The sequence below is a fragment of the Streptomyces sp. NPDC051018 genome, from assembly GCF_044456085.1.
Classification (GTDB): Bacteria; Actinomycetota; Actinomycetes; order Streptomycetales; family Streptomycetaceae; genus Streptomyces.
Map to the genome: position 1 here is coordinate 118913 of NZ_JBITFN010000018.1, position 13763 is coordinate 132675.

A 13763-nucleotide genomic window follows, 5' to 3' on the forward strand; every position below is an offset into this window, starting at 1 on the left:
GCGCAGACATCGCCCCGGACCCCGTGTCCGCGCCCCGGACGTCGTCCACCCCCGCCGCGGCCCCCCGGCTCAGTCCTCCAGCCGCCCCAGTACCTCGCCGAAGCCCTCGATCGCCCGCAGCGCGTCCGCCTGGGGCATCCCCGGCGGCTGGACGCGCAGGATGACGCCGTCCGCGCCCATCGCGGCGTAGCGCCCGAGGCCGTCCACGCACTGCTCCGGGGAGCCGACGACGCTGCGCGCGGCGATGTCGTCCCACTCCTGCGCGTACCGCGCCGCGTCCGTCGAGGTGCGCTTCCACGATCCGTACGCGTCGTACAGTCCGCGCAGCGGGTCCTCCAGAGCCGTGCGGGCCTGGAGCGAGGTGGGCGCGCAGTACCCCTCGCGGCAGACGAGCACGTCGGCGCCGAGGGTGCCGGGGCCGCGCTCGTACGAGAGGTACTCGGCGATCTTCGCGGGGAGTTCGGCGTCGGTCTCGTTGAAGGAGGTCGTCCAGCCGTCGCACACCCGCGCCGTGCGCTCCAGCGCGGCCGGTACCCGGCCGCCGTTCCACAGGCGCGGGCGGGGCCGCTGTGCGGGGCGGGGGGAGAGGAAGGCGTCGGTCACGGAGGTGAAGCGCCCCTCGTACGTCACCGACTCCTCGGTCCACAGACGGGTGACCAGCTCCACGCACTCCTCGAAGCGCGCGACCTTCTCGCGCGGCGGGGTGCCGTACAGGGCGAACTCCTCGGGGCGGTAGCCGAGGACGAGGCCCGCGGTGAGCCGGCCGCCGGAGAGTACGTCGAGGTGGGCGAGGGTCTCCGCGAGCCACACCGGCTGGTAGACGGGGGCGATGAGCCCCGCGGTGGCCAGGCCGATGCGTTCGGTGTGCGCGGCCAGCCAGGTCAGCGAGGTCAGCGCCTCGTGGTAGCCGGGGCGGTGCACATGGCGTTCGCCGAGCACCACCCAGTCGAAGCCCGCCTGCTCGGCGAGCCGCGCCTGCTCGACGGCGTCGGCGAGCGCGGGGCGGTCGTCCTTGCCCGTGAACAGATTGACGTAGAGGCCGAGGCGCATGGCGGGACTCCTATCCCTTTACGGTCTGGGCCGTAAAGGCTAGCGTGGGGTCCGTGGTTGCCAAAGGGTCTCAGGAACACGTGGTGGACATGGCCGACGGATTGCTTCAGCGACTGCGGGGGACGGTACTCCCGGCGGTGCTGACCCCCATGGACGAGCGGGGCGTCGTCGACCTCGACGCCCTGCGCGCGTACGCGGCGAAGCTCGACGCCGCACCGGTCGGCGGGTTCGCGGTCTGGGCCCACACGGGCCGCGGCCTGTATCTGTCGGCGGCCGACCGCGCCCGGGTGCTGCGCACCTGGCGCGCGGCGACGGACAAGCCGCTGGTCGTCGGCGCGGGCGTTCCCCGCGACACCACCGCGGCGACGGTCGGGGAGGCGGAGGCCGCGGTCGAGGCGATGGCGGTGGCGGCGGCCGAACTGGGCGCGGACGCCGTGATGGTGTACCCGCTGAGCGCCCTTGCCGACCACCCCGACGGCCACGCGCGCGCCGTACGGCTGCATGAGCGGGTGGCGGAGGCGAGCGGGCTGCCGGTGCTGGGCTTCTTCCTGCACGGCGAGGCGGGCGGATACGAGTACCCGCCGGCGCTCGTCCGCGACCTGCTGGCCCTGCCGGGGGCGCTGGGCCTCAAACTGGCCACCCTGGACCGCGCGATGGCCTGCCAGGACGCGATCCGCGCGGCCCGGGCCGGTGACCGCCTGGTCGTCACCGGCGAGGACCGTATGTTCGGCCCCAGCCTGATGTGGGGCGCCGATACGGCCCTCGTCGGCATCGCGGCGGCCCGCGCGGAACTGACGACGGAGGTCCTCGACGCCTGGCGCGCGGCGGACCACACGGCGTTCGTCAGAGCCTCGAACCGCCTGGACCGCTTCGCGGAGGCCACCTTCCTCTCCCCGATCGAGGGCTATGTCCAGCGGATGCACTGGGCGGCGGTGTGGGAGGGCCTGCTGCCGGAGGCGGCGGCCCACGACCCGTTCGGCCCGCCACTGCCGCAGGAGGAGCAGGATCGAGTGGTGAGGTGCCTGGAGGGGCTGGCGGAGGACGGGACAGGCTAGCCGGCGCCTCTGGAGCCGTGGTCGCGGAGGAGCGGCCCGGCGGACGGGGGCGGACGGCTCCGCTCGGTCGGGGCCGGCCGCGCCGGACTGCTGTTGTCGGGTGTTGTCGGGTCATAGGACCTGGTCCAGTTCCGTTGATGTGAGCTCCGCGTCTGATGCGAAGTCCGCGTCGCGGAGCACGTCCGGGGGCACGTTCGGGTCCGCAGTCCACCGGTGCACAAGGCCACCGGGGGTGGGGTCCGTGCCGGACAGCAGGCCCCGCCCCGGCACCGGCACTTCGCCGCCGGGTGTGCCGCACAGGACGGCGGGGCCGAGCACCCGCAGTACCGCGGCGCGCACCTCGTCGCCGGTTCGTGCGGCCGCGCGGTTCGAACACGGTGGCAGCGGTCCGTCCCGTACGAACGTGTCGGTGTGATCCTCTCAACGCACCGCGTTTATGACCTTGACCGAAAGTCAATCGCTCTTTGCGGCACATCAACTCCGATATCCGGGGAGTCGCCGCGGCCGCCATGCCTAGACTTACGGCGCGAAGTTGTGGACCCGGCCGGAACAGGCCGTATGGATGAAGGAGACGGGGCGCATGGCGTTCACCATCGGCGTGATCGGCCCCGAGGACCTGGTGCAGAAGGTGCGGGCGGTCGGCGCCCCCGGCACCACGCGACTGCTCGGCCTGCACTACCGGCACGAGGACCAGACCCTCGACGTCGTCCGCGAGGCGGCGGCGTCCGGCGCCGACGCCCTGCTGTTCACCGGTGTCGTGCCGCACACCCTCGCGGCGGAGGCCGGGCTGCTGGACCGGCCGGCGATGTACGTGCAGTACAACGGCGCGACGCTGCTGCGGGCGCTCGTCGAGCTGCTGCGTCTCGGCCACGACGTGTCCCGGATCTCCATCGACACCCTCCAGCGCGCCGAGGTCGCCGAGACCCTGACCGAGGCCAAGCTGCCGACCGAGCATGTGCACGTGCTGCCGTACCGTCCCGGGCTGACCGGCGAGGACCTCGTCTCCTTCCATCTCGGCGCCCGTGACAAGAAGCGCACCCGGGTCGCACTCACCTGCCTCGGCTCCACCTTCCACACGCTCGACAACGAGATGCACGCCGTACGCCTCGCGCCCTCCCGGCACTCCATCCGCGCCACCGTTCAGTCGCTGGTGCTCGCCGCCTCCGCCGCGCAGAGCGGCGACGCACAGGTGGCGATGGGCATCGTCGACATCCCGCCCGGCTCCGACGACTCCCACCTCGCCGCCGACCTCGCCGCGCTCGGCGGCAGCCTGGCCCATCTGCCCGACGGGCGGCGGCTGGTGGTGACCACACGCGGCGCGCTGGAGAAGGCCAGCGAACACTTCACCCGGCTCCCGCTGCTCGACGCACTCGCCTCACGGCACACCTCGGTGCACGTGGGTTTCGGACTGGGCCGTACGGCGGCGGAGGCGGAGTCACTGGCGCGGCGGGCGGTCAACCGGGCGGGCGCGGTGGGATCCGTGGCCGGGGTCGTGTCCATGCGGGACGACCTGGACATGGTGATCGACGCCGACTCCGGCCGCGCGTCCGCGCCGGCAGGGCCGGAGAACAGCGTGCTGCTCGCCCGGCGCGTGGGGCTCAACCAGCAGACGCTCGACAAGCTGCGCGAGCTGGTCACCGCGGGCGACGGCGAGGGCCTGACCGCGCATGCGGTGGCGGAGCACCTCGACGTCCAGGGGCGCACCGCGAGACGCGTGCTGAAGCGGCTGGAGCGGGCGGGGGTGGCGGTGCCGATCGGCAGCCGGCAGCACGGGCAGACGGGCCGGCCGCCGACCGTGTACCGGGTGCGGCTCTGAGCCGGAGCGCCGGGCGGGGCGGGGCCGTCGTTGCGCCCGACGTGTTTCACCAGGCCCGAAAGGGTGGTGCCGGTCGACGTAGGCGGGCGGCCGGATCCCGTACTCCGAGGCGCCACACCTTCCCGGCCGAGCGATACGGAGACGGGGAGCTCAGTCGTTGACCCTGCTGCTGTTCTGGTAGGCGAGGTCCTGGTACTCGGGGTGCCGGGCCATCCAACCCGAGATGAAGGGGCACACGGCCAGTACCTTCAAACCGTCGGTGCGGGCGGCGTCCAGGGCGGCGCGGGCGAGCGCGGACCCGACACCGCGTCCCTCGTACGACGGGTCGACCTCGGTGTGCACGAAGGCGATCAGCTCCTTGGTACGCATGTAGTCGGCGAACCCCGCGAGTTGCCCGTCGATCCGGGCCTCGTAACGGTGTGCGGAGGAGGAATCGCTGATCTCGATGGCCATGGTGAGGTCTCCGTGTCGTCCTGCCGGCCCGGTGAGCAGACCGTCCGCTCCCCGGGAACGCCGGGTCTTGCGCTCGGTACGGTCCCGGGAAGCGCCCGGGTCACGTACCCTCCTCGGGTACAGTACCCAAGCACGTGTGTTCTCACGTGCAGCCCGGTTCGCGGCGTGACCGTCCTGGCCAACCGGTCGCCGGCAGCGCGGGACGCGGATGCGCGCGGCGCCCGGCACACGATCCAGAGGCGAGAGGGAGCACGTCATGACCGCTGGTGCCGCGTCTGTCAAAACCGACCCCGAGCCCGTCCGGGACCCGCACACCGATCACCTGCTCACACCGGACAACTGCGCCGTCGTCCTCATCGATTACCAGGAAGGCCAGTACGCCACCGTCGGCTCGGCGAGCCGAGAGGAGATCGACCTCGGCGCCGTCACCCTGGCCAAGCTGGCCCGCGCCTACGAGATCCCCACCGTGCTGTCCACCGTCGCCGTCGGCATGGGTGTCAACCGGACAACCGTACCGGAGATCGCCGACGAACTGCCCGGGGTGGCGGAGATCGACCGCACCGGAGTCAACTCCTGGGAAGACGCCGACTTCCGTGCCGCCGTCGAGGCGACGGGCCGGAAGAAGATGGTCATGGCAGGGCTGTGGACCGAGGTGTGCCTCGCGTTCCCGGCGCTGGACATGCTCCGCGAGGGCTACGAGATCTACCCGGTCGTCGACGCTGTCGGCGGAGTCTCCCCGGTGACCCACCGGACGGCGATCGAGCGGATGACCCAGGCCGGTGCACAGCCGATCACCTCGCTCGCGCTCGGCTGCGAACTCATGCGCAACTGGGCCCGCCCGGACGCGGACCTCTACCGCGTCATCATCAACGACTACTTCGCCCGCAAGCGGGCGATCGGTGAGAAGACCGACACCCTCTTCCGGTGAGCGGCGAACCCTCACCACCGGGCGAACGAGCAGCGTTGGGCGCTGCGGGAACGATGGCGCCCGGCAGCTGAGGGCGCCCTCACCGTTCTTATGGGCCCGAGGTCCCACGACGGCCGCCGGAGCGGGGCCGCCGACTGCGGGGCCGGCGCCTCGCCGGCCTGAGCGGCCACCCCGAAGCGGTGGGCGAAGAACCGGAGTGTGGCGCGGACGGCGACGGGCGGATGTCCTCACAGGGCATCCGTGGAATCCCGCGCCCGCTGTTGATCCCCGCGGGTGCCGGCCGGGCCCGGAAGCCGGCCGACGGAGGTGATCCGCCGGCCCGCCGGGCTCAGAGGTCCAGGACGAGCCGGTCGCCCCGGCAGCGCCCGACGCAGATCATCATCGTGCGCCCGGCACGGCGTTCCTCGTCACTGAGCACGGAATCCCGGTGCTCCGGTGTCCCGGCGAGAACGCGGGTCTCGCAGGCGCCGCAGTATCCCTTCTCGCAGTCGTACGACAGGCCGCTCACGGCATCGCGCAGGACCTCGATGAGGCGGCGGTCCGGCGGCACGGTGAGCGTGGCCCCGGTGCGCGCGAGCCGGACGTCGAAGGGCCGGTTCTCCGTGGCGTCGAACACCGTCTCCAGATCGTCGCCGGCGGCGAAGCGCTCCAGATGAAGCCGGGCGCCGAGGTCCAGGCGGGCGCACTCGCGCTCGACGGCCGCCAGCATCGGTGCCGGTCCGCACGCGTACACGGAGGTCTCCGCGTCCAGCCCGCCCAGAAGCCGGGGGAGGTCCGGCAGCCCGGCCTCGTCCTGCGGGAGCAGGGTGAGCGCGTCGCCCGCGACGGCGGCGAGTTCGTCGGCGAACGCCATCGTCGAACGGGTGCGTCCGCCGTACACGACGGTGAAGGGCGCCCCGCGTCCGGCGGCCTCGCGGACCATGGCGAGGATCGGTGTGACGCCGATGCCTCCGGCGAGGAACAGATAGGACGGCGCCTCGGCGAGCGCGAAGTGGTTGCGCGGCCCGCGTACCGCGAATGTGGCTCCGGGGCGGGCGAGTTCGTGGAGTTCGGCCGAACCGCCCCGGCCCGCTTGTTCACGCAGGACCCCGATGCGCCATGTCGTGGCGTCGGCGGGGTCGCCGCACAGCGAGTACTGACGCAGCCGCCCCGACAGCAGACGCAGCTCGATGTGCGCGCCGGGCCGCCATGAGGGGAGTTCACCTCCGTCCGGCAGGCCGAGGCCGACGGCGACGACGCCCTCGGCCGCGGGACGCACCGAGGTGACCCGCAGCGGGGTGGGGGTGCTCAGGGTACGGACCGTGCCTGCCGCCCCCGTCGCCGGGGGACCGGGTGTGAAGAGCGCCGGGACCGCGTCCCAGCCGGACTGGTTGCCGCGTGTGGGGTAGGGAACGAGCCCCTCCTCGATCACCCGGTAGTCGGGCAGCCGGGTCAGGACCTGTGTCATCATCGCGCGGAACATGGCCCGGGCGAGATGGGCGCCGGCGCACCGGTGCGATCCGATTCCGAAGCTGAGGTGCCGGCTGGCGTCGCGGTCGAGTCGTACCCGCTCGGGGTCGGGGAACACGGCGGGGTCGTGGTTCGCGGCGACCCACGGGATCAGCACCCGGTCGCCCGCGCGCATCGGGCAGCCGCCGACCTCGGCGTCCCCGGTGACCGTGCGCGCCATGGACTGCGAGGGGGCGAACGCGCGGAGGAACTCCTCGGTCGCGCCGTCCAGCAGATCGGGGGAGTCGACCAGCCGCCGGCGCTGTTCGGGGTGGCGGGCGAGGTGGACGAGCGTCGATCCGGTCAGGGAGGTGGTGGTGTCGACGCCACCCGCGATGAGCAGGCCGATCACCGACACCAGCTCGTCCTCTCCGAACTCGGCGCCGTCGGCGCGCCGGCCGGCCACCAGCGTGCTGACCGCGTCGGCCCGTGGTGCCAGGCGCCGCTCGGCGATCAACTCACGGATACGCCGGTCCATATAGGCCAGTCCCGCGGCTCCGCGTACGGCGCGCTCGCTGTCCGCCGGAGCGGCGAAGATGTCGTGGATCGGCCCGGCGAGCTTCGCCCAGTCCTCCTCGGGGAAACCCAGCCAGTCCAGGGTGACCGCGGCCGGCAGCGGGTTGGTGAGGTCGCGTACGAAATCGCAGGAGCCGAGCTCGATGAAGTCGTCCACGACACGGGTGGCATGGCGCTCGATCATGGGGACCAGCTGCCCGACCGCCTCCGGGGTCAGCAGCGGGTTGATCAGTTGCCGGTACTCGGCCGAACGCGGCGGGTCGAGTTCGATCGGATACTGTTCGAGCCCCGGTCCTTTGGGGATGACGATGCCGACCCCCTGCCCGCCGTGGTCGCCGCGGGCCGAGGAGAACGTCGCGTCATCGCGGGCGATGCGGGCCACGTCGGCGTAACGCGTCGTGTAGAAGAAGCCCCCGTGGGCGGCCGATCGGCCTACCGGGCAGCGTTCGCGGAAGCCCGCGTAGTAGGCGACCGGATCGGCGTTGGCCTCGTCGGAGTGGTGGTCGAAATCGATGTCGGAGTCGGCAGACATGGTGGGCACGCTCCACGTGCTCGGAACTGTGCGCGGTGTTGTCCGGCCGCGCCACCGGATGTCGGCTGCCTCAACGGCGTCGGATCACCCTAAGGTGCGCCCCTGAGCTTGGCAATGTCCCGTGGACGACGCTCAGAAGGTCAGCACGGCCTTGCCGACCGAGCCGGACCGGATGGCCGCGACGGCCTCGTTGATCTGCTCGAACGGGAAGTAGGTGATCATCTTCTCGACCGGGAACCGTCCCTCGGCGTTGAGCGCGAGCAGTTCCGGCAGGAACAGTTGCGGCAGGCTGGACCCGGCGACGATGCCGGTGACCGTACGTCCGTTGAGGACGCTGCGCCAGTTGAAGCTCATCGACTCGCTCGGGCCGACGCCGATGACACCGGCGCGGCCGAGGGGTCCGAGAGCCTCCACCGCGGTGCGCAGGACGTCCTCGCGTCCGGTCGTGTCGATGACGAAGTCGAACCCCTCGGGGACCAGGGCGGCCAGTTGCCCGGCGGTCTCCCCGGCCGAGGAGTCGACGCAGTGCGTGGCTCCGAAGCCGCGGGCCGCTTCGAGTTTGCCCGGGGCCACGTCGACGGCCGCGATGACCTTGCAGCCGCTCAGGGAGGCGGCGATGATCGCGGCCACGCCGACGGCTCCGGCGCCGAAGACCGCGATCGACGAGCCGGGGCGCGGACGCAGTACGTTGAGCACACCGCCGGCCCCCGTCTGGAAACCGCAGCCGAAGGGGCCGGCCCGCAGCAGGTCCCACGACGGGTCCATCCGTACGACCGCCCGCTCCGGTGCCACGACGTGATCGGCGAACGACGACTGGCCGAGGAAGTGGGCGTTCACCTCCCGCCCCCCGTGGGTCACCGCGGTGGAGCCGTCGGGGCGGCGGCCGGAGAAGTTCACCGCGTCGAAGCTGCGGCAGTAGGCGGGAGAGCCCGTACGGCACAGGGCGCAGGTGCCGCACGAGGTGAAGGACATGGCGACGTGGTCGCCGGGGCGTACGGAGGTGACGTGCGCGCCGACCTTCTCGACGATGCCCGCCCCTTCGTGTCCGAGCAGCGCGGGGGTGGGAAAGAAGCCGGCGAACTCAAGGTCGGTACCGCAGACGCCGACCGCGGCGACGCGAACCAGCACCTCGTCCGGGCGGGGATCGTCCAGATCCACTTCGGTCAGGACGAACGGCTTTCCGGGCTGCTCCAGCAGAGCGGCGGTGGCACGCACAGGGCCTCCTCAGTGCCTCACAAAGCGAGACTGCATATTGACATGCGTGACAGGGTCGGTCAATGTTCCCGCTATGGCGGCTGTTGACTTCCCTCCTTCCCAACACTTCATCGACGGCAAGTGGGTCGCGGCCCGCGACGGCGGGGCGCTGGACGTTCTCGATCCGGCCACGCGGCAGGTGATCACCACGGTGGCCCGGGCGGGCGGCGCCGATGTCGACGACGCGGTCACCGCGGCGCACCGCGCCTTCCCTGCCTGGGCGGCGACCAACCCGAGCGAGCGCGGGGCACTGATCAGGCGCTGGGCCGACCTGATCATCGCCGAGGCCGAGGCGCTCGCGGCGGTCGAGGCGCGGGACGTGGGCAAGCCGCTGTCCGGGGGCCGGACGAACATCTACATCACCCACGGCATCATCGACTACTTCGCCGGCGCGGCCGACAAGCTCACCGGAGTCACCCTGCCGACCCGGAGTCCCGACTACCTGGGCTACACGGTTCCCGAGCCGTACGGTGTGTGCGCGGTCGTCATCCCCTGGAACGTCCCCGCCGTGCTCACCGCCGCGAACGTCGCACCGGCGCTCGCCGCGGGCAACACCGTCGTCCTCAAGCCGTCCGAGATCGCGCCGCTGGCCCCCTACGCACTCGCCGAACTGGCCCACCGCGCCGGCTTCCCGCCGGGGGTGATCAACGTCGTGGCGGGCCTCGGCCCCGAGGCGGGCGTCGCCCTCACCTCCCACCCGGGCGTCGGCCACATCAGCTTCGTCGGCTCCACCGCCACCGGGCGGGCGATCATGGCGGCCGCGGCACAGAACCTCGTCCCGGTGAAGCTGGAACTCGGCGGCAAGTCGCCGAACGTGCTCTTCGCCGACGCCGACCTCGATACGGCGATCCCTGCGATCGTCACCTCCATCACCGAGAACGCGGGGCAGAACTGCTACGCCGGTTCCCGGCTGCTCGTGGAGGCGTCGGTGCACGACGAGGTCGTGGAGCGGGTCGCCGCCGCCATGGCCGAGGTGAGGACCGGGCCCTGGGAAGCCGACCTGGACATGGGGCCGCTGGTCAGTGCGGCGCAGTTCGACCGCGTCAGCGGCTTTCTGGAGGAGGCGCCCCGTGAGGGGGCCCGGCTGGTCACCGGTGGCGCACCCGCCGACGAGGGGTGGTTCATCCGGCCGACCGTGTTCGACCGGGTGGAAGCCGATATGCGCATCGCCCGTGAGGAGGTCTTCGGGCCGGTTCTCGCCGTACAGCCGTTCCGCGACACCGCCGAGGCGACCGAGCTGATGAACGCGACCGACTTCGGCCTGCTGGCCTGTATCTGGACCAATGACGTCTCCCGGGCGCTGCGGCTGGCGAAGGACGTCCGCTCCGGGCAGGTGGCGGTCAACCAGTTCCACGACGCGGGGGTGATCGGCTTTCCGTTCAATATGCAGAAGGACAGCGGTTTCAGCCGGGGCGGGGGGTACGCGGCGCTGCGTGAGTACACCCAGGAGAAGGGCGTGGCCATCCGGCTGCTGGCCCGTTGAGACGGGACGGCATGGGTGCCACCGCCGGAGCACGGTCAGGCTTCGAGGGGAGGGTACGGCCGCCGGTTTTGCCGTGGGTGAGCGGGAGCTGACGGAGGCCGTGTTCTGTGGTGCCGAGCGCTCGGACGTGCTCCATGTGTGTCGCCGGACGACCGGCCGGGCGTTTGCGTCCGCTGGACGCCGGGGGCTTGCCGTCGGCGAGCACCGACGGCCGCGGTGCTCGCCGACGGCGCCCGCGCAGATGCGGCCGGACCGGTGGCGGACCCGCTCGACGGGCCACGGGCCTGCCCGTCGTGCGGTGACAAGCGTGGCCGGTGGGTAGTGGCGAGCGACACCGGGTGAGGCCGGACCGCAGGTGTGTGAGACCCCACCGGGGTGGCGGACGCCGGGTTGTGTTGCCGACGACCGGTCCCCGGTGATCCGCTGGTGCTGGTGCTGGTGCTGGTGCTGGTGCTGGTGCTGGTGCCACCGGCACCGCGCCGCTCGGCGATGCCGTGCGCGCCGAAGCACTTCCGCCAGGTCCCGGCGCGGCACACACCGGGCCGGCGGTCGCCGCCGATGTGCGGTCGTGGACGGTGGGCCCCGCGTGTACGGATGGCGTCCCGCCGAGTGGTGTAGCCGATCCCGGTGATGGAATCCCCGGGGCGCGGCCCGAATCGCCCTCGCCGAAGGCCCTGTTGAGGCCAAGGGCTTTCCCGCAATCTCAGGCGGGCGCACGACGACAGCTACGGCACCTCTCCCCCTGTGCCTTGCGGGCACGGGCGGTACCCCCAGCGTTGTCGAAACGCCCAAATACGCCCAGTATGCGGGCGCTCCTCCGCCTTGCGATACACCGCATCTGACGCCGCGCGCTGATCCACCGCCGATCACGGGACAGCCCTTGGCCGCGCCGCGACCACCGGTGATCGCACGACGGCCGGGAGCCGCACGTACCGGACCGGTCCGAAGCGGAGACGACGGACCGTGATCGGCCCCACCGCGACGGGGGACACGACCCGTGTACGCGGCGGCCACGTTTGCCCTCTGCCGGACTGAAGCGACTGCGGTACAGGGGGAGGCGTGTGTCGCCTCTCCCGCGCGCGGCTGAAGGCGTACGCCGAGGTGCCCTCGGGTCGATCCGGCAGTGCCGGGAGCCGTGGGCGACTCCGGCTGCCCGGCTGCCCGGCCGAGAGGCAGCAGCCGGAGCTCCGGACAACGTCCCCCGCACCACGGCCCGTCGGGGTGCCGGGTGCCCGGATCGAGAACCTCCTCGGCGGCCACCGCGCCCGGCGCCGACGGCCCGGACCCGCTCGCCACCCGTGACCGGCCATCACGCGGCGAGGACCGCCGACAGCCGTGCGGCGCTGACGAGCCGGTGCCGGGCGAGCGCTGAACCGGCATGCGCTTCCCGTCCGCCGACCGGCCGCGGAACCGGTATCGCGCTCCCCGCCGAGCCACCGCGGGACCCGGCCCGGCCGCCCGTGGACCGGTCTCCAACTGCCGCCGCTCAGGCCGTCGGCCTTGCGATCAGGCGAAACGCCGATGAATCGAAGATATGGCGCAGGAGCGTTGACATCGCCCGGCGGCGGAGGTCACAGTACCTCGCAATACGTTCCACCGCCTCGCAATGCGAGACGGTAAGGGTGAGGAGGCTGCGCGGTGCACGTCATGGTGCAGACCGATTTCGGCGGGCCCGAGGCCGTGTTCCCGCAGGTTGTCCCGGAACCGATGCGCGGACCGCGCGAGTTCGTCGCCGAAGGCGCGTACCGCGGGCGCAGCCGTCTGGACCCGCCGCGCCTCCGGGGGCCGGGCCCGGCCCCCGGCATCCGTCATCCGCGGGGGACGGGCACGGACTCCGCCGGAACGGTGGCGGCGACCGGGCCCGCGGTGAGCCCGGTCGTCCCCGGGGCCGGGCCGTACCGGTCCCACCCGGGCGCGAGCGGCCGGGCGCAGGGGCTGCCCGTGGTCCGCAGCCGCGAGTGAGGAGTCGCATCCCACCGGAAGCGTGTCCGCCGCGCCGAGCCCGACCCGAGCCCCGAACCCGCCAACCGACCACCACCCCCGCCGCCACGACCGCCTCGACGGGGCGGTGCCACCCAGCGAATGGAACCCACGCACATGACTACACACAGCATGCTCTGGCGTCGTGGGGCCGCGGCCGGCCTCGCCCTCGCAGGAGCCATCGCGCTGTCCGGCTGCGCCGACAACTCGGCGACGGCGGCCAAGGCGACCCCCGCGGCGAGCGGGGGCAGCGACTCCGGCCTCAAGGAGCCCGATGTCAACGGCGACGGCAAGGTCGTCATCGGTGTCCTCAGCCCCGGTGACATCAACGACCGCGGCTACTACCAGAGCTTCGTCGACTCGGCGGACGCCTTCGCCAAGGAGAAGGACTGGACGGTCATCAAGCGCGGCAGCGTGCCCCCGAGCGACGCGCTCACCGCGGCGCGCGCACTGTGCCAGCAGCGCGTCGACCTGGTCGCGATCGGCGCGAGCGAGCTGAAGGCCGCCATCCCCGCCTCGGAGGAGCCGGTGTGCAGCAAGACCGCCTGGTACGTGCCGATGCAGGGGAACGTCGATCAGACCCCGCGGATCCTGCTGTCCACCGACGACCCCAAGCAGTCCATGCTCGTCGCCGGCTACGCCGCGGGCCTGAGGATGAAGGCGGCCGGCCACACCAAGGCGGGGTTCATCACCGGCATCAAGGCCGACTACAGCGTCGCCGCCTCCACCGCCTTCCTGGCCGGGATCCGGCAGGTGGTGCCGAAAGCCACCCTGACGAGCACCTACACCGGTGACTTCAACGACTCGGCGAAGGCCAAGGAGGCCACCCAGGCGCAGATCAGCCAGGGCGTCAAGGTCATCTACCCCTACCTCGGCGGCGCGACCGACGCCTCGGCGAAGCTGGCGAACTCCAGCGGCGCGCTGACCCTCACCCCGGGCACCGACCGCTGCGCCTCGACCAGCCCGAAGTTCGACATCTCGGTGATGTTCAGCCCGGGCGACTACTTCCGTGCCGCGCTGGAGGAGTTCGCGAAGAACAACCTGAAGATGGGCACCACGCGCGTGTGGCAGCTGGGTGTCGACCCCTTCCCGACCGTCAAGATCTGCGACGCCGAGGGCGACGAGGAGCAGCAACTGGCGCAGTTCATCAAGAAGATCGGCTCCAAGGAGATCGACGCGGCCGCCGAGGTCGAGCGCCTCGGATGACG

10 protein-coding genes are annotated in these 13763 nt (G+C 72.3%); 6 read left to right on the plus strand and 4 right to left on the minus strand.

Features of this window, described 5'->3' with window-relative positions; genetic code table 11:
• Positions 1-69: 69 nt before the first annotated feature.
• The gene (locus ACIBCM_RS27105; RefSeq protein ID WP_399247562.1) at positions 70-1050 is read right to left on the minus strand and encodes an LLM class flavin-dependent oxidoreductase; all 981 of its coding nucleotides are present in this window, start codon (positions 1048-1050) and stop codon (positions 70-72) included.
• A 53-nt stretch (positions 1051-1103) separates the two neighbouring features.
• Here ACIBCM_RS27105 and ACIBCM_RS27110 point away from each other — a divergent pair, with 53 nt between their 5' ends.
• A complete protein-coding gene (locus ACIBCM_RS27110; RefSeq protein ID WP_399247564.1) occupies positions 1104-2105 on the plus strand; it encodes a dihydrodipicolinate synthase family protein in 1002 nt (333 codons plus the stop codon).
• A gap of 580 nt (positions 2106-2685) precedes the next feature.
• Positions 2686-3921 carry a hypothetical protein gene (locus ACIBCM_RS27115; RefSeq protein ID WP_399247565.1) on the plus strand — a complete coding sequence of 412 codons (1236 nt, stop codon included), beginning with the start codon at positions 2686-2688 and terminating at the stop codon, positions 3919-3921.
• Positions 3922-4071: 150 nt separating this feature from the next.
• Here the strand turns inward: ACIBCM_RS27115 and ACIBCM_RS27120 are convergent, their stop codons facing one another.
• A complete protein-coding gene (locus ACIBCM_RS27120) occupies positions 4072-4374 on the minus strand; it encodes a GNAT family N-acetyltransferase (protein WP_399247567.1) in 303 nt (100 codons plus the stop codon).
• Positions 4375-4630: 256 nt separating this feature from the next.
• Here ACIBCM_RS27120 and ACIBCM_RS27125 point away from each other — a divergent pair, with 256 nt between their 5' ends.
• On the plus strand, positions 4631-5302 hold the full coding sequence (locus ACIBCM_RS27125; protein ID WP_399247569.1) for a hydrolase: 672 nt from the start codon (positions 4631-4633) through the stop codon (positions 5300-5302).
• Between the two features lie 328 nt (positions 5303-5630).
• On the opposite strand, the gene ACIBCM_RS27130 is transcribed toward ACIBCM_RS27125, so the two are convergent.
• Complete coding sequence (locus ACIBCM_RS27130; protein ID WP_399247571.1) at positions 5631-7838, minus strand: cytochrome P450; 2208 nt, start codon at positions 7836-7838, stop codon at positions 5631-5633.
• 132 nt (positions 7839-7970) lie between these two features.
• Positions 7971-9053 carry an NAD(P)-dependent alcohol dehydrogenase gene (locus ACIBCM_RS27135; protein WP_399247573.1) on the minus strand — a complete coding sequence of 361 codons (1083 nt, stop codon included), beginning with the start codon at positions 9051-9053 and terminating at the stop codon, positions 7971-7973.
• Between the two features lie 73 nt (positions 9054-9126).
• Here ACIBCM_RS27135 and ACIBCM_RS27140 point away from each other — a divergent pair, with 73 nt between their 5' ends.
• The 3 genes from ACIBCM_RS27140 to ACIBCM_RS27150 all read left to right on the plus strand — a co-directional run bounded on the left by ACIBCM_RS27140 (position 9127) and on the right by ACIBCM_RS27150 (position 13761).
• Positions 9127-10575: an aldehyde dehydrogenase family protein gene (locus ACIBCM_RS27140; RefSeq protein ID WP_399247575.1), complete on the plus strand. Its 1449-nt coding sequence runs from the start codon at positions 9127-9129 to the stop codon at positions 10573-10575.
• A gap of 1647 nt (positions 10576-12222) precedes the next feature.
• Positions 12223-12537 carry a hypothetical protein gene (locus ACIBCM_RS27145; RefSeq protein WP_399247577.1) on the plus strand — a complete coding sequence of 105 codons (315 nt, stop codon included), beginning with the start codon at positions 12223-12225 and terminating at the stop codon, positions 12535-12537.
• Positions 12538-12672: 135 nt separating this feature from the next.
• Complete coding sequence (locus ACIBCM_RS27150) at positions 12673-13761, plus strand: BMP family ABC transporter substrate-binding protein (RefSeq protein WP_399247579.1); 1089 nt, start codon at positions 12673-12675, stop codon at positions 13759-13761.
• Positions 13762-13763: the final 2 nt, after the last annotated feature.

Bases quoted from the DNA above. Each gene is read 5' to 3' on its own strand.
- ACIBCM_RS27120 (WP_399247567.1), bottom strand. From the start codon at position 4,374: ATGGCCATCGAGATCAGCGATTCCTCCTCCGCACACCGTTACGAGGCC.
- ACIBCM_RS27140 (WP_399247575.1), top strand. From the start codon at position 9,127: ATGGCGGCTGTTGACTTCCCTCCTTCCCAACACTTCATCGACGGCAAG.
- ACIBCM_RS27105 (WP_399247562.1), bottom strand. From the start codon at position 1,050: ATGCGCCTCGGCCTCTACGTCAATCTGTTCACGGGCAAGGACGACCGC.
- ACIBCM_RS27115 (WP_399247565.1), top strand. From the start codon at position 2,686: ATGGCGTTCACCATCGGCGTGATCGGCCCCGAGGACCTGGTGCAGAAG.
- ACIBCM_RS27125 (WP_399247569.1), top strand. From the start codon at position 4,631: ATGACCGCTGGTGCCGCGTCTGTCAAAACCGACCCCGAGCCCGTCCGG.
- ACIBCM_RS27145 (WP_399247577.1), top strand. From the start codon at position 12,223: ATGGTGCAGACCGATTTCGGCGGGCCCGAGGCCGTGTTCCCGCAGGTT.
- ACIBCM_RS27150 (WP_399247579.1), top strand. From the start codon at position 12,673: ATGACTACACACAGCATGCTCTGGCGTCGTGGGGCCGCGGCCGGCCTC.
- ACIBCM_RS27130 (WP_399247571.1), bottom strand. From the start codon at position 7,838: ATGTCTGCCGACTCCGACATCGATTTCGACCACCACTCCGACGAGGCC.